15 protein-coding genes and 1 pseudogene are annotated in these 18918 nt (G+C 68.2%); 6 read left to right on the plus strand and 10 right to left on the minus strand.

Going from position 1 to position 18918, the window contains the following annotated elements; translation table 11 throughout:
* Nucleotides 1-81: 81 nt before the first annotated feature.
* The 3 genes from ND747_RS29490 to ND747_RS22815 all read right to left on the minus strand — a co-directional run bounded on the left by ND747_RS29490 (nt 82) and on the right by ND747_RS22815 (nt 2437).
* Nucleotides 82-939 (minus strand): hypothetical protein, encoded by an 858-nt coding sequence (locus tag ND747_RS29490; RefSeq protein WP_285900968.1) that lies wholly within the window; start codon nt 937-939, stop codon nt 82-84.
* Between the two features lie 57 nt (nt 940-996).
* Entirely contained in the window at nt 997-1440 is a 444-nt protein-coding gene (locus ND747_RS22810) for a VOC family protein (protein ID WP_285900970.1), read from the minus strand.
* Between the two features lie 190 nt (nt 1441-1630).
* Nucleotides 1631-2437, minus strand: a complete 807-nt coding sequence (locus tag ND747_RS22815) for a VOC family protein (RefSeq protein WP_251736232.1) — start codon at nt 2435-2437, stop codon at nt 1631-1633.
* A gap of 182 nt (nt 2438-2619) precedes the next feature.
* Here ND747_RS22815 and ND747_RS22820 point away from each other — a divergent pair, with 182 nt between their 5' ends.
* Together ND747_RS22820 and ND747_RS22825 are read left to right on the plus strand one after the other, a co-directional pair.
* Complete coding sequence (locus tag ND747_RS22820) at nt 2620-3186, plus strand: hypothetical protein (protein WP_251736234.1); 567 nt, start codon at nt 2620-2622, stop codon at nt 3184-3186.
* Nucleotides 3187-3630 (plus strand): transcriptional regulator, encoded by a 444-nt coding sequence (locus tag ND747_RS22825; protein ID WP_251736235.1) that lies wholly within the window; start codon nt 3187-3189, stop codon nt 3628-3630. It abuts the gene before it with no gap.
* A gap of 36 nt (nt 3631-3666) precedes the next feature.
* Here ND747_RS22825 and ND747_RS22830 read toward each other — a convergent pair whose 3' ends face one another.
* The gene (locus ND747_RS22830) at nt 3667-4608 is read right to left on the minus strand and encodes an SAM-dependent methyltransferase (protein ID WP_285900971.1); all 942 of its coding nucleotides are present in this window, start codon (nt 4606-4608) and stop codon (nt 3667-3669) included.
* Between the two features lie 564 nt (nt 4609-5172).
* On the opposite strand from ND747_RS22830, the gene ND747_RS22835 reads away from it, so the two are divergent.
* The 4 genes from ND747_RS22835 to ND747_RS22850 all read left to right on the plus strand — a co-directional run bounded on the left by ND747_RS22835 (nt 5173) and on the right by ND747_RS22850 (nt 11708).
* Nucleotides 5173-6291: an effector-associated domain EAD1-containing protein gene (locus ND747_RS22835; protein WP_251736237.1), complete on the plus strand. Its 1119-nt coding sequence runs from the start codon at nt 5173-5175 to the stop codon at nt 6289-6291.
* Between the two features lie 127 nt (nt 6292-6418).
* On the plus strand, nt 6419-7291 hold the full coding sequence (locus tag ND747_RS22840; RefSeq protein ID WP_374216303.1) for an AAA family ATPase: 873 nt from the start codon (nt 6419-6421) through the stop codon (nt 7289-7291).
* Complete coding sequence (locus tag ND747_RS22845; RefSeq protein WP_251736241.1) at nt 7288-10995, plus strand: TIR-like protein FxsC; 3708 nt, start codon at nt 7288-7290, stop codon at nt 10993-10995. The genes ND747_RS22840 and ND747_RS22845 overlap by 4 nt, the downstream gene beginning before the upstream one ends.
* An 89-nt stretch (nt 10996-11084) precedes the next feature.
* Nucleotides 11085-11708, plus strand: coding sequence for an effector-associated domain EAD1-containing protein (locus ND747_RS22850; RefSeq protein ID WP_251736243.1), 624 nt, complete (start codon nt 11085-11087; stop codon nt 11706-11708).
* Nucleotides 11709-11900: 192 nt separating this feature from the next.
* Here ND747_RS22850 and ND747_RS22855 read toward each other — a convergent pair whose 3' ends face one another.
* The 6 genes and pseudogenes from ND747_RS22855 to ND747_RS22880 all read right to left on the minus strand — a co-directional run.
* On the minus strand, nt 11901-12593 hold the full coding sequence (locus ND747_RS22855; protein WP_374216304.1) for a lactate utilization protein C: 693 nt from the start codon (nt 12591-12593) through the stop codon (nt 11901-11903).
* A gap of 71 nt (nt 12594-12664) precedes the next feature.
* On the minus strand, nt 12665-14107 hold the full coding sequence (locus ND747_RS22860) for a lactate utilization protein B (RefSeq protein WP_251736244.1): 1443 nt from the start codon (nt 14105-14107) through the stop codon (nt 12665-12667).
* Between the two features lie 49 nt (nt 14108-14156).
* Nucleotides 14157-14885 carry a (Fe-S)-binding protein gene (locus ND747_RS22865; RefSeq protein WP_251736251.1) on the minus strand — a complete coding sequence of 243 codons (729 nt, stop codon included), beginning with the start codon at nt 14883-14885 and terminating at the stop codon, nt 14157-14159.
* 172 nt (nt 14886-15057) lie between these two features.
* The gene (locus tag ND747_RS22870) at nt 15058-16644 is read right to left on the minus strand and encodes a cobyric acid synthase (protein ID WP_251736246.1); all 1587 of its coding nucleotides are present in this window, start codon (nt 16642-16644) and stop codon (nt 15058-15060) included.
* A 3-nt stretch (nt 16645-16647) separates the two neighbouring features.
* Entirely contained in the window at nt 16648-17844 is a 1197-nt protein-coding gene (locus ND747_RS22875) for a cobalamin biosynthesis protein (RefSeq protein ID WP_251736248.1), read from the minus strand.
* An 11-nt stretch (nt 17845-17855) separates the two neighbouring features.
* Nucleotides 17856-18918 (minus strand): annotated as a pseudogene (locus ND747_RS22880) (RNA helicase); the annotation flags it as partial.

Genomic DNA, 18918 nt, shown 5'->3' on the forward strand with positions numbered 1-18918 from the left:
GTCAGTCGACGTCAGTCGACGTCAGTCGACGTCAGTCGACGTCAGTCGACGTCAGTCGACGTCAGTCGACGTCAGTCGACGTCAGTCCGCGGGCAGTACCGCGGTTCGATGCGAGACGGCGGCGCGGACGCCGTCGTACTCGAGCCAGGGGTCACACAGGGCGTCCCGCCAGCGGGTGGGGTGGCCGCGACGCTGGATCCGGACGTAGGCGGCGCGGCGGGTGCGGGGGCGGATGTTGCCGCCGATGTTGTGGCCGAGCAGGTAGTGGGCGAGCAGCAGGTCCCCGGCGCGGCCACGGATCTGCCGCGGTGGGGGCAGCGCAATCGGCGGGTACCCGCCGGCGGCGACCAGCGCGTCCGGCCCGTGGGTGCGGAAGTACTCGGCGTGGGTCAGGTGGGTACCCGGCCAGACCCACAGGTTGCCGCCGTCCTCGTCGGGCTGGTCGGTCAGCAGCACGCCGGCCAGCAGGGTGAACGTGTAGGGGCGACCGTCCGGGCCGGCGGGGACGCCGTCCAGGTGGTGCATGCCGGGCCGGTGCGGGAACGGCGGGATGTTCAGTGCCACCTGCACCTGCTCGGGGGGCTCCAACGTGCCGGGACCGGCGAGCATCTCGGCCAGGTCGAACGCGGGACCGCCGGTGAGCAGCGCGGCGAGCTCGGGCACGTCCGTCGCGTTCGGGAAGTAGTTGTGCGGCCCGCGCACGTCGGCACCCGGCGGCGCGGCCGAGACCAGTCCGTCCACCGCTCTGGCCGCCGCCGCCACCAGCTCCGCCGGGACCAGCCCCGACACCAGCACATATCCCCGCTCGGCGAACTCGATGGCCAGCTGCGAGCGGTCACCACGCCCACCGGCCCCACCCGCATCGCCGCCGCCGTCTGGCCCCTCTCCCCCACCAGGGGCGCCTGCCCCGCTCCGACTGTCTCCCCTGACCTCCGACATGCCCGCGAGGTTAGATCAGTCCGTCCACCCGAGCGAACCGGTTTCGGCCGACAGCGGTCAGTCCACGGTGCCGGTGTCCTGCGTGGGGGTCGCGAACTCCGCGGGGCCCTGCTGCGCCGCGGCCGGGTCCATCCACATGACCTGCCAGCCGTGGCCGTCGAGGTCGAAGAAGCTGCGCGAACACATGAAACCGTGGTCCTCCAGGCCGTCGGCCTCGACGCCGCCTGCCGCCAGCGCGGCCTGGGCGACCGTGTCGACCTCCTCGCGCGAGGACACGCTGAAGCAGTAGAGCGCCAGCGTGTGCGTGGTGGGATCGGCCATCGGCAGCTTCGCGAACTCCGCGAACTTCTCCCGGCTGAGCAGCATGACGCTGGCCTGTTCGCCGACCAGCATGCAGGCGGCGGTCTCGTCGGTGAAGCCCGGGTGGAAGCCGAATCCGAGCTTCGCGAAGAACGCCTTGCTGCGCTCAAGGTCGGCGACGGGGATGTTCACGAACAGCATGCGTGCGGGGTGCGTGGGGATGGTCACGGCAGGGCCTCCAGGTCGGCAGGACAACGACTACACCCGGATAGACACCGCAGGCCGGCGGAACTCATCGGTGCGGCGCACACGGTGTCCGCGCGCCAGACCACCGGGCAGCCGCCATCCACCGGGCAGCCCCGTCTCCCGTGGTCGCACAGACCACGTCGGGTCAGCGGACGGGTGGGGTGGCTGGTTCATGGGCCTCGCCGTCGGGGCTGGCGATGACGACGGTGTAGCCGTCGGGGTCGCGTAGCCACAGCTCGCGGTGGGCGGGGCCGTTGCCCTGGCCCGACGGCGGATTGCGCACGGGGCCGCGGACCACGTCGGCGCCGAGGGCGGTGGCGCGGGTGACGGCGCCGTCGAAGTCGGCGGTGTCGCCGAACCACAGCAGCATGCCGTTGCCGGCCGGCTGGTCGGGGTCGCCGATGCGGCCGTGGTCGTGTTCGGTCTCGTCCCGGTGCAGCTGCAGGACGAGGGTGCCGCCGGCGAGCAGGCGCTCGTAGTGCGGGCCGCCGTGATCGCTGACCAGGCCGAGCAGCTCCTGGTACCAGCGGCTGGAGGCCTCGACGTCACGTACCGCGATGAGCGGCTGCGGCTGCGTCACCCGGACGGGCGCGACCAGGCCGAGCCGGGTGCCCGCCGGGTCGTCGACCTCGGCCAGCCACCGCTCGCCCCCGTCCAGATACGGCGGGACGCGGACCGCTCCCCCATGCTCCGTGACCTGGTGCAACGTCCGGTAGAGCTCGTCCACGCAGAGCCACAGCAGCACCCCGCCAGCCGTCGACGGCGACCGCCCGGTTGTCCACTGGCCGAGGAGGCCCGGCGCGGTGAAGCCGGCTTGCCCGGCCTCGGTCACCCAGCCGAACACCGCGCGGTAGAAGGCCGCGGACGCCGCCACGTCGACCGCCGGCAGCTGCAGGTAGCCGAGCTGGCCGTGACGTGGATGCCCGCCGCTGAAACTGGCCGTGTCCGTCATGAGCGGAGCCTCCCACGAGGCGCGCCGGCTCGTCCGCGACCTACGCCCGCCGCCGCGCCTCATGATCATCAGGAGGCTGGGCCGACGACGTCAACACCGTTGATTATCTTGGTGCCTGCCGATGAAGTCACCCCCCCGACAGGCCACTTGCCATCCTGGAAAGTTGGGTCATACTTTCCATCATGGAAAGCTCAGGTGTTCCCAGTCCCGACGATGCGGCCGCGGTACTGCTGGCGGCCGAGCGTTCGCAGGCGGACCTCGTCGCGGGGCTGCGGCTCCCCCGCGGGTTCCTGCCAGGCCTCGCGGTGGCGATCGCGGTGCAGATCCTGACCGCGGCGGTCGTCGTCGTGCTCAACGATGCGGTGGCCCGGGGTGTCGCCGTGCTGGGAGCCGCGCTGTTCGTGCTGGTCGCGGGCGTGCAGCTGGTGCGGTTCCGGCGGGCGAACGGCGCGTGGGTCGCGGGGCTCGCCCATCAGGTGATGCTCGGCTGCACCACATGGTCGACGCTGGCCTACGGCGGCGGCCTGGCCGGGGCGGCGTGGGCCGGATTCGCCGGTCTGTGGTGGCTCGCCGCGCTCTGCGCCGCGGCCGGCGGGGCCGGGTATGCGGCGAGCGGGGCCTGGTGGATCCGTCGCTACCGCGGCGACCCGCAGGGCCACTCCCGCCGCACCGCGCCGTGGACGACCGCGACCGCCACCCTGGTCCTGCTCGGCGGTGCCGGGCTGGGCCTGCTGCTGCTGGCCGGCTGAATGTCCACCCCGCCCACGCCCCCGTCCACGCCGTCCACCCCCCGCCCCGACGCCGGAGCCGGAGCCGGAGCCGGAGCCGGAGCCGGAGCCGATCCCGATCCCGATACCGCGGCCAGGGTCACCTCGGTAACCGGTTCCGCATCCGACTCCGCGCCCGATTCCGGCCTGGACGCGCTGCTGAACGCCCCGGTACGGCTGCGGCTCGCGAGCCTGCTCGCCGCCGTGTCCGAGCTGGAGTTCGTGACGCTGCGCGAGGCCCTGGGCGTCAGCGACTCCGTCCTGTCCAAACAGGTCACGGCGCTGGCCCAGGCCGGCTATGCCCGCAGCCGCAAGGGCACCCACCAGGACCGCCGCACCACCTGGATCGCCCTGACCCGCCCGGGCCGCGAAGCCCTGCGCGCCCACGTCGCCGCCCTGCGCGCCATCATCGGCGACGTCGACTGACGTCCCCGGGCGTTCTCCGTCCGGTCGTCGGCGCGGTCAGTGCAGGCGGCCGACGGCGCCGTACATGTTGACCTGGCTGTCGGCGAGCCCCGCGGTGGCAACACCCGAGGGGTCGTCGGCGCGGAAATCACCCGCGTCCACTGCGGCGGAGGCGTCGTCGGCGGCCTCGCTACCTGCGTCGACACTGGTGTCGGCGGCGGCGGGCGCGGCGTCGGGACGCCAGCGGTGGACCGGGACGATGCCGGGGTCGACCAGCTCAAGGCCGTCGAAGAACCGGGCGAACTCGTCGCGGCGGCGCAGCTGGACGGCGATGCCGCCGGCCCGGTAGGCCGCCGCGCCCTGCTCGCTGATGGCCGGGGCGAAATCGGGGGTGCCGTGACTGACGACGAGGTGGCTGCCCGTGGGCAGGGCGTCGAGCAGCCGGCGTACGAGGGTGAACGGTTCGCCGGTGTCGGTGTCGGGCAGGAAGTGCAGGATCGCCAGTACCGACAGGGCCACCGGCCGGGACAGGTCCAGGGTGTCCCGAAGCTCGGGGGCGGCCAGAATCGCGTCGACGTCGCGCAGGTCGGCGTCCAGGTAGGCGGTGCGCCCGGCGGGCGTGCCGGTCAGCAGGGCCCGGGCGTGGGCGAGCACCAGCGGATCGTTGTCGACATAGACGACCCGCGCGTCCGGCGTGACCGCCTGGGCGACCTCGTGCAGATTCGGCGAGGTCGGAATGCCGGTGCCGATGTCGAGGAACTGGCTGATCCCGGCTTCGGCGGCCAGGTAGCGCGCGGCACGGACCAGGAACGCCCGGTTCGCCCGGATGGCGCGGGCGATGTCGGGGGCACCGGCCATGGCCCGCTGGCCGGCCTCCCGGTCGGCGGGGAAGTTGTCCTTACCGCCGAGGAAGTAGTCGTACATCCGCGCCGTATGCGGCTGATCGGTCTTCAGATCCACTGGTGTCCGCTCCCCCGAGCCCGGTCGAATCCACGCCATCCGTCCACCGAGACTGGCACCGCCGTCAGCCATCGTCGCCCCTCGTCCCGCCGCCTACAGCTCGCCACCTGCGCCATTGCACTCCCCGGCTCTGCGACACCCCCGGCTCTGGCTTGCCAGAGATGCATCGCCCGAGCCGCGCCTAGCCGCGTCCGACCTCTGACCGCTCGGCCGAACCACTACCGGAACGCATGCCGTAGATCAAAAAGAACAATTACCCCACTGGCGCAACCGTACCGGTTCGGCACCCACAGCTCCCAGGCACCCAGACACCAAGCGCGCACGCCCGACAGGACACGGGATGCGAAAGATCAGAATGCAGGCGTCGACCTGCACACGCCAGCGCTCGTCAACGCCGTTGATTATCTTGTCTCGCAAGATCCACTACCTGCGCACACATCGCTGGTCGGGCATCCAGCAGCAGATCCTGCTACTCGATCGAGCTAGGCCGACTACTGTTACGATCGCGTCCAATCGTTGGAAACAGGCGGGGGCTCGACTCGGCGATGGTCAGATGCATGACACAACAGGCCTTCCACATGATCGCCCGAATCCGGCGGTCGCATGAGCCCTGACGGTCACCTGACCCACCTCGATCCAGCACGCGTCGAGGATCTGACCGGACCGCAGCGGGGCGAACTTAACGCAGCGCTGTGCGCCACGTTTTCGCAGCGACGAGACTTTGCGCGTTTTCTTCTCTACCAGCTGGGCCGGCGGTTGGAAAACTATCCGTGCGACGGCCAGGGTCTTGAGGATGTTCTCTATATCATCATCGAGTCCGCCTATGCAGAGGGCTGGCTCTTCGCGCTGATCAGCGCAGCATACAAGGATCGGCCCAATAGCACACCGCTTGCCAGGTTTGTCCATGTGCACCTGACTTCTACTCGGGTACACATCCGAAAATACACCGCATTCAACACGCCACCTATAGGACACTCACCCGAACCTCACTTGTACTCTCTCGCCAACACCGCGCACTTCGATCTTGCCACCATGGACGAAGCGATGTACAGCGCCATGCAGACCGGCGAGACGGTAGTGGCTTTCGGCGTCGAATATGTCGGCGAGACCTTCCTTAGCAAGTTGTGTGATCGCATCATTCATCGCTGGGGAGACGTCTGGCACGAAGTAAAGAAACCCACACTTGACCCGGTCACCGGACACACTCCGCAGAAATGCCTGAAAATAATAGCAAGATTTATTGAACACGCCGGAGAGGCGATGTCGATCTGCGTCGTTCGCATCGACACTCTAGTCATTGAAGATGGTTCGCATTCCATCGCAGACGATTTCTGGAAGATGCTCCAGAGCTCTTTCTCGTCGATTCCCGGACGTCTGATTGTTCTTTTCGCCGGCCGACCGGGCATGCGGTTCCCCGACGGAGTTCTCGCACTTCCTTCGCCTCATTTCCGGCACATCGATGTGTACCAGTGGACGAGCAATATTGTGCAGGAACTCGTGGCCACCCATGCCTGGCCTGCCCAACTACGGCAGAGACTAGGCCAGACCTGGTGCGATTGGCTGTGCGCCGACGCGGCGGTCGACAGCGCAGGTGGGCCGCTTGACATCGAGCTTCTCTACGATGCCATGGACGCGACCATAAATCAACTTCACATATCTCATCATAATCTCCGCCACGAACTCGAACAGAGGGCCAGGAATGCAGACGCGCCATCAGGTTGACACCTCTCTACGGTTCGACCGGAAAGCTGATCTTCCTGGCACCCGCCTGCTCGAAAGGACGGATGTTCCAACCGTACCTGGATCACTGTCATCACAGGATTACATCGAGGAGGTACGGGAGCCCTACTTGGCTACGTCAGAGCTCGAGGATGCTGTGAACGTTGCCATCACTCTCGGCCGACCCTTGCTTCTCCAAGGAGATCCTGGAGCAGGAAAGACGAGGCTTGCGTACGCGTTGGCCTACGCTCTGGGGCTACCACTGGAGGAGGCATACGTGAAGTCAACCACGAGGGCGCAGGATCTTCTTTACACCTACGACGCCGTCCGCCGACTTTATGATGCACAGTTTCCGCCCACCGGCAGCGATCTCCCAAACGCACGGCGGCCGACCGATGTATCCGCCTACATCCGCCTCGGCCCGCTCGGTAGAGCCATTGCCCGCGGTGAGTTCGGCCGCCGCTCGGTGGTGCTCATCGACGAGATCGACAAGGCCGATATCGATTTTCCCAACGACCTGCTGCACGAGCTCGACCAGCTCGCGTTCGATGTGACCGACGAGCCTGGACGACGGCACACCATTCCTGCGAACCGCCCGGATCTGCGGCCGATAATCATCGTCACCAACAACGAAGAAAAGACTCTGCCCAGCGCTTTCCTCCGACGATGTATCTTTCACTACCTGGAGTTCCCCACGGATCCGGAGCTGCTGAGCCGCATTCTGGATGCCCATGATCCCGGCCATCCGGAGATTCGCGACAAGGCTGTCGACGTCCTGCTTCGCCTGCGTGAACTCGATCTGGCCCGCCGGCCTGGCCTCAGCGAGCTCCTCGACTGGGTCAGCTATCTGCAGGCCGTCCAGGCATCGCCGCACGATCTTGATTCGCTGCCCCATGTCGGGGCGCTACTCAAACAGCGTGGTGACCAGCTACGGGCTGAGCAGCTCTCTCCGCAACAACCCAATGCTGGAAACGGTAAAACGGCACCGGTTAGTCTGCCGTGACGGAAACAAGTATTCCGGGCTTTGTCCTCGATGTGATCGCTCAGCTTCGGCGACGCGATCTGTCACTTGGGCCGGAGGATATCGCCAGTCTTCGTCAGGGTCTACAGAGCGGATACGGATGGGACTCGCCACAGCATTTAATTGACCTGTGTGTCCTGCTATGGGCAAAGTCCCGCCATGAGGCGGAGATCATCCGCGCTGCCTTTGCACGGATCGATCTCTCGCATCTCTCACCGATGACATGGGCAGAATCCGGGCCAGCACCGAGTCCTGATGATCCACTCGGACCTCCCGGTGAGGACGCAGTACTGCCTGCCGAACCGCCAAAGGCCAGCCCGCTGCCGGGGTTGCCCACACTGCCTACACCACGACGATCCGAGCGGGACCGCCGGCTGGTGCTGTCAGCACAGTATCCGCTGAGCGAACGTGTCATTACGCAGGCCTGGCGCCGGATACGCCGGCCGGTTCGGGCCGGACCGCCGGTCGATCTCGATATATCCGCCACGATCAACCGACGGATCAGTCAAGCGGTGGTCACACCGCCGGTTCTGATACCCCGACGCCGTAACACAGCAAATCTCGTAATCATTGTCGATGACGGCGGTTCGATGTCGCCGTTCGCCGACTACGTCCAGTACGTCTGTCGGACCATCGAAGCCGCCGGCCGACTCGACCGGATTACGACACTTTTCGTACACAATACCCCCGGTCCGAGTCCTGACCGTGCACTACTGACCGATACACCTGATATGTCGGCCCCCGAGTTGACTACGGTGCTGCGTCGCGTCCGCCCGCTGCAACAGGGCACCCTGTCCCTACTGGCATCTGGTCAGGAACGCGTTACGCTGTCCGCTGTTCTTAACCGGATCGTGCCGGCGACTGGCATCGTCGTGTTCAGTGACGCAGGTGCCGCACGTGGCCGTGTGGACCCCGGCCGTCTGGTCGACACCATCGCATTCCTCAAGGCCCTGCGTGGAGGATCCACCCCACCGGTCTGGCTTAATCCGGTGCCCCAGGATCAGTGGTACGCCACCACGGCTGATATTCTCCGCCGTCACACCCCCATGTTCCCACTCACCAAGGACGGTATGGATCACGCCGTCTCGATTCTGCGGGGCGGTACCGTCCCGGTGTTCGACACCAGAGCCGGGGCGCGACCGAGACGCATGCCAGACCACCATCTGGTCCGGTCCCTCCAGCGCCCGTCTGGCGAGGGAGACTGGGCACAGAGACTCTTCGACCGCCTCACAGATGATCTGCGGGAACTCGCCTCCCACGCCGCGGTCCCGGTCATCGTGAACAGCCAACTGGTACATCTGCTTCGAATCAACTTTTTTCTTGATCCCCCAAAGAGCTTACCCCACGAGACCGAGGCCCAGCTTCTACTTTCTCCGATTTTTCGTGATATTGGTGACGGCCAGTACGAGATCGAGCCGGATTTGCGCAACGTGCTACTCCGCCACATGCACAAGCGCTATGGCATACGGCGCCTTCGTGCTGTGGCAGACCTGCTGTGGCAGTACACCGATCGCACCCATGTCTGGCACGACCAGCCGGAGCTGGAACGCGCCCAGCAACTGACGGCGCTAAACCTTCTCGATCCTCCCGCTGCGGCCGCCTGGCTTGACACGGCGCAGATTTCAGCCGGCGCGGGAGGGGGACTTTCGTCCGCCTGGTTCGTCGCCATTCGACGCCAGTTTGAGCGTCATCCTGATCCGACGGTCACCGCTGCCGCGAACATTTCAGAAGCTCTCGACACACTTACCCACCCGGCGGAAAGCAACCGACAGACGGCTGTGGCGGCAGTTGCAAATCTTACTCTCTTGCCTGAAGTCGATTCCGCAGATGTCATCAGCGGTTTGACCCAGCTAATTCGCCGCCAGTTGTGCAGTCCGGAGTCTCCAGCTGCCATGGGGCGAGACGTACGCGATGCTTTTTCCGTGCTGAGTCGACTGAACAACGCCACCGACCTTTTTCTACAGGGACTTCGAATACGCGACGCAGATCTATCGGGCATCAATCTCCGTGGGGCCGACCTACGGGACAGCTGGTTCCAGTCATGCAGCTTCGCCGATGCAGATCTACGGAACGCACAGCTGAACTCCGCCCGCCTTGAAAAGGTCAACCTGAACGGAGCAGATCTACGAGGCGCGGATTTTTCGGAGGCAACCTTGTACCAAGTAGACATTGCCAATACCGTACTCAACCCGGTCGATCTTGAAGCAGTCGGCGTCACCTTCTTTCAGGCCCTACAGAGGGAATCTCCGGATGATATCCAGCAGTATGTAGAAACAGCGCCGACACCCGCAGGCAGCGTACCTCTAATCCCAGGAGAAGATTCACCAGAGCAATCCGAGGAATTCTCTTTCTATTTTTTCCTCAGCTGCGCTCGACCCGATGCCAACGACAACCCTTTTATGTATCGCTTTTTCAGGGACCTCCGGCACGAGGTCAGAGTTCGAAGTGGGCTGCCGAGAGCCGAGGATGTAGGATTTATCGATACAACCAGCATTCTGCCGGGAACGGACTGGCCGAAAGAGCTGGCTTCAGCCCTTGCCAAATGCCGCACATTTGTGGCTATTTGTTCACCTACCTACTTTGCCAGCGAATATTGCGGACGAGAGTGGTCCTTTTTCGCTGAACGCCAAAGAGCCTCCCAACGCCCGGATTCAAAACCCGCTCTGATCCCGATCATGTGGGTTCCCGTAGTATCTCCTCCGCCCACACTGAGTGCGCTCCAGCACAATATCCCAGATTTCGACGAGTCATATTCACGATACGGCTTGAGATTCCTGCTGCAGCTATCCAGAAATCGGGACCACTACCAGAAATTTTTGGTCACTCTCGCGTCCCATATTGTCTCCGTGGCTGAGACCTACCCCCCACTGCCAAGCCGGGAAATACCTAGACTCCCGGACCTTCGCAGCGCCTTCGACGAACCTGGTCAGGCTGGCTCCGGAACGGGATACCTTCGAATCCCACAAAATGTGTCAGAACCCCTGGCGGCGGCACCAGCAGCGGATTCCAGCAGAATGGATCGATCTGGCGAGATAGACAGATCCGGATCGCCTGGCCCGCGCTATGTAACTTTTGTAGTTTTTGCGGCCACAGTCGAAGAGATCAAAGGATCTCGCACAAACATATCTTCCTATGGGTCCTCCTTCGATGGCTGGACCCCGTTCTGGCCGTACTCCGCCAGAAGGCTCTGTGTGACCGCACAGTCGGTAGCGGCATCACTCGGCATGACTTCGAGGGTCGTCTCCGCAAAAAGAGTCGAGGTGCTGACGGAAATTTTGGACGAATCTCGCAGGAGAAACCAACTGGTTTGCATCATCGTAGACCCGTGGAGCGCCGGATTGGCTCAATTTCGATCGTGCCTCCAGGCCTACGACCGTCGCAACGAGCCCACGGTCTCCCTCATGATCGTATGGCCAACAGACGAGGAGACCCGGACGAACGAAACGAGACTTCAACTAAATGTAGAGGAAACCTTGAGAAACAACTTCATTCGCGGCAGTAAATCTTTTAGCAATGACCTTACGGGCATCGCCTCGCGAGCACTCCATACGGATCAGCAAGGCCCTTCCGCCGCAGAGGAAAGATTCAAATTGACCCTCGCCATAATGCTGACCGAGGCCCAGGCAAGCGTTTTTCGGAGCGGCACACATTTTCGAAGGTCGGCCAGAATAGTGCCCCCAGAATAGTGCCCCTAGAGATGAACCGACAATAGCTGGAGTCGCATAATTCGGGGCAGAAACGGGAGGGTTTTGGTGAAATGGAGAAGTGCCCACAAATGCCGGAGCTAGACCGCAAGATGATTGAGCGAATGCCCGGTCCCGAGCGGGGAAAACTGAATTCTCTACTGCGATCGGTATTCACTGGGCGTGACAGCTTTGCGCGATTTCTACTATATGAGCTTGATCGCTCGCTGGTCGATTTCTCCAGCGAATCCCTGGGGATGGAGGAAGCTGTCCACCGCACCATTGAGGTGGCTGTGACCGAAGGCTGGATTTTCGACCTCGTCCGGGCCGTCCTTGCCAGCCGTCCGGATAATGGACAACTGGCAGCCTGGGCCGGAAAGTATACAGTTATCGATCAACCTGCGCAGATCGATCAACCTGCGCAGGAGGTTCGCGAGATCAATCCGGCCATCGTAACAGTGGAGCAACAGATCTTGGCTCTGGCCGACGCCTTTCACGAGCCAGTCCCGTGCGCTCAGGTGCTCGACGACGCCGGCATACATCGCAGGCAGCAGCCGACCTGGCATAACCTCAACGCCGAACAGTACTGGAGAGAAGTCCATCGCCTCATCGCATTGGGCCTAATCACAGACGGTTGGCGTCGCGTTTTGACTGCCGCGCATCGCCGCTATCCAAAGAACTCCAACTTTCTGATTCCGGAAGACTGTGCTGGTTGACCATGCTACATTCGCCTTCGCGAGTCGCCAGGGACGTCGATTATGTTTGCCTGGATTCGGCTGCCTGGGTTCCTGGCGAGTCAGGCTTCCTGGCCTGGTTCCGAGCCTGATCAGTCTGAGACTGCCGTCTGGCTTCCAGACTGACCATGGCCAGCCCTGGTACCGCGAGCGTTGTGACACAGCGCCACACTTTCACGTTGCGATGATCACGATGAGGGTGCGGGGGCCGTGTACGCCCTCGACGCGGCTCAGTTCGATGTCGCTGGTGGCGGACGGTCCGCTGATCCAGGTCAGTGGGCGGCCGGCGCGTACCGACGGGGCGAGCTGCGCGAGGGCGTCCGGGACGTCGGCGACGATCTGGTCGGCCCGCACGATGCAGATGTGCCGGTCGGGGACCAGGGTGATGGCGCGGCGGCCCTGGCCGGGACCGTGGTCGAGCACGAGGGTGCCGGTCTCGGCGATGGCGACCCGGGCGCCGGTGACGACGGCGTCGATCCGGTCGAGGTCGGCGGCGCCGGACGTGCCGTCGTCCACCAGGGCACCGGGGACGGCGACGGTGAGATCCGCCGCCACGATGACGGACGCACCGGCGGGAAGCGCCGCGGCGACGGCATCCGACAGTGACGCCGTCGGGCTGTGCGTCACGGTCGCCCGGTAGTCGGCGACGCGTTCGGCGAACAGCGCGATCAGGTCGTCCACAGTGTGTCGCCGCGCGACCGGACGCGATGCCGACGAGAAAGCCGGTCCCCCTGATGCCGGCGAGGACGGCGCGGCGGTCCCGGGGGCAGGGGCAGGGCCGGAAACGGCAGGGGCTGAACCGGCAGGGCCGGAACCGCCGGAGAGGGCGGTCCGGATGTCGGCGAGAATCTGCTCGCGGGCGTTCACCGCCGGCTCCAGGCCGTCCGCCTCGGTCTGCCCATGCTCGTCCGTCTGTGCCGTCCGTCGCCGTCCGAACATCACCGTCGGCCTCCGTCGGTGCGTTTCCACCACCGGCGGAAGGACTCCGCCGGGGCGGGGGGGAGGTCGCGGGCCGACGTCCAGGCCGGGGCGCCGACGCGGCGGGCGAACCAGAGACCGAGTCGGGTGAACCGCTCGCCGCCGGCCAGGCGCCGCGCACTGCCCAGGCCGGTGGCGGCCGTCCTCATCGCGACGGCCTCGGGCGTGGGCAGCCCGCCGCGGTGCGCGTCGACGATCTTCGCCCGCTGGTCCACCAGGATCCGCGGAATGTCGATGCGGACCGGGCAGGCCTCGAAGCAGGCGCCGCACAGCGTGGAGGCGTAGGGCAGCGCGTCGATCTGGTCACTGTGGCCGACGCCGCGCAGCAGCGGGTTGAGAATCGCGCCGATCGGACCCGGGTAGACCGAACCGTAGGCGTGACCGCCGGTGCGCTCGTAGACCGGGCACACGTTGAGGCAGGCCGAGCAGCGGATGCAGCGCAGCGCCTGGCGGCCGACCTCGTCGGCCAGCGCCCGGGTGCGCCCGTTGTCGAGCAGGACGACGTGCACCTCGCGGGGTCCGTCGCCGGGGGTCACCCCGCTCCACATGGAGGTGTAGGGGTTCATCCGCTCACCGGTGGACGAGCGCGGCAGCAGCCGCAGCAGCGGGTCGAGGTCGTCCCAGGTGGCGACGACCTTCTCGATGCCGACGACCGAGATCAGCACCTCGGGCAGGGTCAGGCACATCCGGCCGTTGCCCTCGGACTCGACGACCACCAGCGTGCCGGTCTCGGCGACCGCGAAGTTGGCGCCGGAGACCCCCACCCTGGCGCGCAGGAACTTCTCCCGCAGATGCTCGCGCGCCGCCGCGGCGAGGACCGCCGGCGCGTCGGTGAGGTCCGCCGGTGCGCCGCGGCCGACCTCGCCCATGGCCCGCAGGAAGATCTCGCGGATCTCGGCGCGGTTGCGGTGGATCGCCGGCACCAGGATGTGCGACGGCAGGTCGTCGCCGAGCTGCACGATCAGTTCGGCCAGGTCGGTCTCCCAGGCGGCGATGCCCTCGGCGGCCAGCGCCTCGTTGAGGCCGATCTCCTGGGTCACCATCGACTTGACCTTGATCACTTCGTCGGCGCCGTGTGCCCTGACCAGCGCGGCCACGATGGCGTTCGCCTGCGCGGCGTCGCGCGCCCAGTGGACGGTGGCGCCGTTGGCCGTCAGCGTCTCCTCCAGCCGCAGCAGCTGGCGGTCCAGCGAGCGCAGCGCCGTGTCCTTCGCCTCGGCGCCGGCGACCCGCAGCGCCTCCCAGCCGCCGTCCACACTGGCCTCGACCTCGGCGACGAGCGCCGCCCGCCTGGCCCGGATCGTGCTGGTGGCGTGCGCGAGGTTGCGCCGCAGCTGCGCGTCGGCCAGCTTCTCCCGGGCGGCGGCCGGGAACGGCGGCATGCCGACGAAGGTCGCGCTCATCCGGTCACCGCCAGGATCCCGACGACGGTGGCGCTGACGACGGTGGCGTTCATGCGGTCGCCGCCAGGACCTCGGCGAGATGGACGGTGCGGACCCCGGCCCGCTGGCGCGAGAGCAGCCCGCCGATGTGGGTCAGGCAGGAGTTGTCCCCGGCCACGAGCACCTCCGCGCCGGTGTTGCGGACCTGGCGGGCCTTGTCGGTGCCGATCGCGATGGACGTGTCGGCGTTCTTGACCGCGAACGTCCCGCCGAAGCCGCAGCACTCGGCGGCGCCGGGCAGCTCGAGCAGGGTCAGGCCGCGCACCTGTTCGAGCAGCCGGCGCGGGCGGTCGCCGACCCCCAGCATGCGCAGCGAGTGGCAGGTCGGATGGTAGGTCACCGTGTGCGGATAGTAGGCGCCCACATCGGTCACGCCCAGCCGGTCGACGAGGAACTCCGACAGCTCGTAGACCCGCGGCGACACCGCGTCGGCCGCGGCGCGCAGGGCCGGATCGCCGGCCCGCCGGGCGACGATCGCATGCTGGTGGCGGGCGCAGCCGGCGCACGACGCCGACGGGGTGACCACCGCGTCGTACCCGGCGAACGCCTCGACGAAGGCGCGCAGCACCGGCACGGCCTCGTCGAGATAGCCGGTGTTGATCATCGGCTGGGCGCAACAGGTCTGCGCCGCCGGGAACTCCACGTCGACGCCGAGGCGGCGCAGCAGGGCCACGACCGCCTGACCCGTCCGCGGGAACAGGGCGTCGTTGATACAGGTGACCATCAGCGCGACCCGCATGCCACTGCTCCTGCCGTCGGGCTCTCCGGACGCCGCTGGCTCTCCGGACGCGCAGGCGTCGGCGGCGAGCTGGCCGAGCATCGTGTTGCGCGGGCCCCCACCGACCACATCTACCACCGGCGGGTGCCGTGGGGCGAGTACGGCGGGGGATGCCGGCCGATGTGGCGAGGGGTCAGCTGGGCGGCTGCGGGGTGGGGGGTGCGCCGGGGGGGACGAAGGGGAGGTCGAGGGGCGCTCCGCCGTCGATCAGGCGGCGCAGGGCGGAGGTGTCGAGGTGATCGGCGACCAGATCGCCGAGGGCGTCCAGGCGACGGGCGCGGACGGCGGCGAAGCTGACGGTGCCCGGGACGAACGCGCGGCCGGCGTCGGTCGCGACGCTGCGCAGGTAGGCGCGGCGGAACGCGTCGTTTTCCAACAGTCCGTGCCAGCTGGTGCCGACGACGGCGCCGACACGCACCCCGTCGGCGGCGAACGCGGTGGCCCCGGGATGGTCGGCGATGGTGAGCCGGCCGTGACGGATCTCGTATCCGCTGACCGGATGACCCGCAGCCCCCGCGATGCCGACGGCGGTGCGGCGGCCGAGCAGTTTGGTCTGCTCGAAGACGGTGGTGACGGGAAGCAGGCCGAGGCCGGCCACCTCGCCGGCGCCGGACTCGACGTCGTCGCGGATGCGGGTGCCGAGCATCTGGTAGCCGCCGCAGATGCCGAGCACCGGGCGGCCGGCGGCGGCGCGGGCGCGCACGGCGTCAGCCAGGCCACGCTGGCGCAGCCAGGCGAGGTCGGCGACGGTGGAGCGGGTGCCGGGCAGGATGACGAGGTCGGCGTCGGCCAGGTCGTCGGGGCGGGTGGCCAGGCGTACGACGACCCCGGGTTCGGCGCGCAGCGCGTCGACGTCGGTCACGTTGGACAGCCGGGGCAGGCGGATCACCGCCACCCGCAACGTCTCCCGCCCGCGCTGCGCCTCGGCGCCGTCGAGGTCAGAGTCGAGGTCAGAGTCGGGGTCGAGGTCGGGGTCGTCGGGATAGGCGGCGAGGTCGAGGGAGTCCTCGACGTCGAGCCACAGCCCCGAGCGGAACGGGACGACACCGTGGACGGGACGCCCGGTGAGCGTCTCGATCTGGCGCAGGCCGGGTTCCAGCAGACGCGGATCACCACGGAACCGGTTGATCACGAAGCCGGCGATGAGGGCCTGATCTGCGCGGTCGAGCAGGGCCAGCGTGCCGAACAGGGCGGCGAACACGCCACCCTTGTCGATGTCGCCGACCACGATGACCGGCAGGTTCGCCGCGCGGGCCAGGCCCATGTTGGCGATGTCGGTGTCGCGCAGGTTGATCTCGGCGGGGCTGCCGGCGCCCTCGCAGATGACGGCGTCGAAGCGGGAGCGCAGGTCGTCGAGGCAGTCTGCGACGATCCCGGCCAGGCGGGCCTTGTGCGGGCGGTAGCCGAGCGCGTCCACCTCGGCGACGGGGCGGCCGAGCACGACGAGCTGGCTGTGTCGGTCCCCGCCCGGTTTGAGCAGCACCGGGTTCATCGCCGCCTCCGGTTCGACGCCGGCGGCCGCGGCCTGCATCGCCTGGGCCCGGCCGATCTCCGCGCCGTCGGCGGTCACCGTCGAGTTCAGCGCCATGTTCTGCGCCTTGAACGGGGCGACCCGTACCCCCTCGCGGGCCAGCCAGCGGCAGATTCCCGCGGTCAGCACGCTCTTGCCGGCATCCGACGCGGTCCCCGCGACCAGCAGGCCGCCGCCTTTGGACGCCACCGGCTACCCCCTCCTCGATCGTGCGCGGAGCGCGGTGCGCGCCCTGGACGCCACGGCGGCAGCCAGCACCGTCACGGCGAGGCTCAGAGCACCGGTCGCGGCGGACAGCCGGGCCGCGGCGGCGACGTCGGCGCCGGTCGGCGGGCGGCCGAAGCCCAGCTGCGGGCGGTACTCGACCCGGTAGGGGTAGCGCAGCTCGCCACCGAGGCGCAGGCCGAGCGCCCCGGCGAACGCGGCTTCGGCGAGGCCGGCGTTGGGGCTGGGATGCGACCGGCCGTCGCGGCGCAGCACCCAGTAGGCGTCGACCGGGTTCCCGCCGACCAGCGGCGCGCATGCGCAGGCCGCGAGCGCCCCGATCCGCGCCGGGATGAGGTTCACCAGGTCGTCCAGACGGGCGGCGGCGTAGCCGAACCGTTCGTAGCGGGCGCTGTGATGGCCGATCATCGCGTCGAGGGTGTTCACCGCCCGGTAGGCGGCCAGCCCCGGCAGACCCGCGACCGCCCCCCACCACAGCGGCGCGACGACCGCGTCGCAGGTGTTCTCGGCGATCGACTCGATGGCCCCCCGCGCCAGCGCTGACTCGTCGAGCTCGGCCGGGTCGCGCCCGCACAGCGTCGGCAGCAGCGCACGCGCCCCGGCCAGATCCCCGGCGACCAGCGCCGTCCCGATCGCCCGCCCCGCCCGTCCCAGCGACGTTCCCCCCAGCACCACCCAGCCCAGTCCCGCCGTCACCACCAGCAACGCCACCCCGGACGTCCCCGACCCCCGCCCCCCGGACGTCGCGGCGAACCGCCCCCCGGACGTCGCGGCGAACCGCCCCCCGGACGGCCAGGTGGAACGGCCGCAGGACGGGGACGAAGCGGCGCCCCGGCGGAGGAGACCGTGCTCGGCGACCCCGGCGGGGACGGCGACGGCCGCGACCAGCAACGCGGTGTGGGCGGCCCCGGCGAGCCGGCTGTCCCGGTGGGACGTCTGCTCAAGGCGGGCGGCAAGTCGGCCGAAGCCGGCGACGGGATGGTAGCGGGCCGGGTCGGCGAGCAGCGCGTCCAGGATCGTGGCCAGCACCAGGCCACCCCACCGGGCCCCGGTCGACCCGGCGACCGCCGGCACCGGAACAGCCGACGGGACGGCGACCGGCGCAGGGGCGACCAGCGCAGGGACAACCGACGTGGGGACGGCCGACGTGGGGACGGCGGACACGGCGGGCAGGCTCAGTTGGCCATGGCGTAGGCGACCACGCCGCGACGCAGGGCGCCCATGGCGGTGCGGGCGGTACGGCGGACCCGGGCGTCCTCGGGGGCGTTCTTGGCGATCTGGTCGAGCAGGTCGAGCAGTTGGCGCATCCACCGGACGAAGTCGCCGGCGGTGAGGTCGACGGCGCTGGTCGTGAGCACCCGTTCCAGCGGACGACCGCGGGCCCAGTCGTGGGCGGTCGCGGCGAAGCCGAGTTCGAGGGGACGCAGGAACTGCAACCGGTGCCGGGCCTCGGTCGCGGCGAGCCGGTCGGCCAGGCGGGCCATCTGCTCGAGGCAGTCGGACAGCACCGCCCCGCCGGGCAGGGCGACGGCGGCCAGGTCCTCCCCGCGCGGCTCGAACACCAGGGTGGACACGGCGGCGGCGAGCGCGGGGGCGTCCAGCTCCTCCCAGAGCCCGGCGCGCAGGCATTCGGCGACGAGCAGGTCCTGCTCACAGTAGACCCGGGCGAGCAGCCGACCGGGATCGGTGACGGTGTCGCCGTCGAGGTAACCGAGTTCGGTGAGCGCGGCACGGACCCGGTCGAAGGTCTTCGCGACGGTGTTCGTGCGGCCCTCGACGGTGCGGGACAGGCCCGCGGTCTCCTTCTCCAGCTTCGTCGCCCGCTCGCCGGAACGCAGATGTTCCTCCCGGCGTGGGCACTCGTGCACCGGATGGGCCCGCAGCGCCCGGCGCAGCCGGGAGAGTTCGGCGTCGTCGGCGGCGGCGGCCCGGACCTTCGCCCGTTTGCCGACGGCGGCGCCCTCGTCGGCGGCAAGGCCGGTGGCGCGCAGCGAGGAGGCCAGGTCACGACGGGACTGGGGCGAGCGCGGATTGAACGAGCGGGGCACCCGAACCCGGCCGAGCGGTTCGACCGCGGCCGGGAAGTCGGTCAGCGACAGACGGCGGACCTGCCGGTCGGCGGTGAGCACGACCGGCCGTGGCCCGTCCGGCGCGGCGGCCGAGGATGTGTCGGCGTCGAGGACGACGGCCAGGCCGCTGCGCCGCCCGGCGGGCACGAGCACCACGTCGCCGGTGCGC

The organism is Frankia sp. R82, from assembly GCF_023716925.1.
Classification (GTDB): Bacteria; Actinomycetota; Actinomycetes; order Frankiales; family Frankiaceae; genus Frankia.

What these genes read in the sequence shown, in the direction of transcription:
- ND747_RS29490 (WP_285900968.1), bottom strand. Translation starts at nt 939, where the DNA reads ATGTCGGAGGTCAGGGGAGACAGTCGGAGCGGGGCAGGCGCCCCTGGT.
- ND747_RS22810 (WP_285900970.1), bottom strand. Translation starts at nt 1,440, where the DNA reads ATGCTGTTCGTGAACATCCCCGTCGCCGACCTTGAGCGCAGCAAGGCG.
- ND747_RS22815 (WP_251736232.1), bottom strand. Translation starts at nt 2,437, where the DNA reads ATGACGGACACGGCCAGTTTCAGCGGCGGGCATCCACGTCACGGCCAG.
- ND747_RS22820 (WP_251736234.1), top strand. Translation starts at nt 2,620, where the DNA reads ATGGAAAGCTCAGGTGTTCCCAGTCCCGACGATGCGGCCGCGGTACTG.
- ND747_RS22825 (WP_251736235.1), top strand. Translation starts at nt 3,187, where the DNA reads ATGTCCACCCCGCCCACGCCCCCGTCCACGCCGTCCACCCCCCGCCCC.
- ND747_RS22830 (WP_285900971.1), bottom strand. Translation starts at nt 4,608, where the DNA reads ATGGCGTGGATTCGACCGGGCTCGGGGGAGCGGACACCAGTGGATCTG.
- ND747_RS22835 (WP_251736237.1), top strand. Translation starts at nt 5,173, where the DNA reads ATGAGCCCTGACGGTCACCTGACCCACCTCGATCCAGCACGCGTCGAG.
- ND747_RS22850 (WP_251736243.1), top strand. Translation starts at nt 11,085, where the DNA reads ATGCCGGAGCTAGACCGCAAGATGATTGAGCGAATGCCCGGTCCCGAG.
- ND747_RS22860 (WP_251736244.1), bottom strand. Translation starts at nt 14,107, where the DNA reads ATGAGCGCGACCTTCGTCGGCATGCCGCCGTTCCCGGCCGCCGCCCGG.
- ND747_RS22865 (WP_251736251.1), bottom strand. Translation starts at nt 14,885, where the DNA reads ATGCGGGTCGCGCTGATGGTCACCTGTATCAACGACGCCCTGTTCCCG.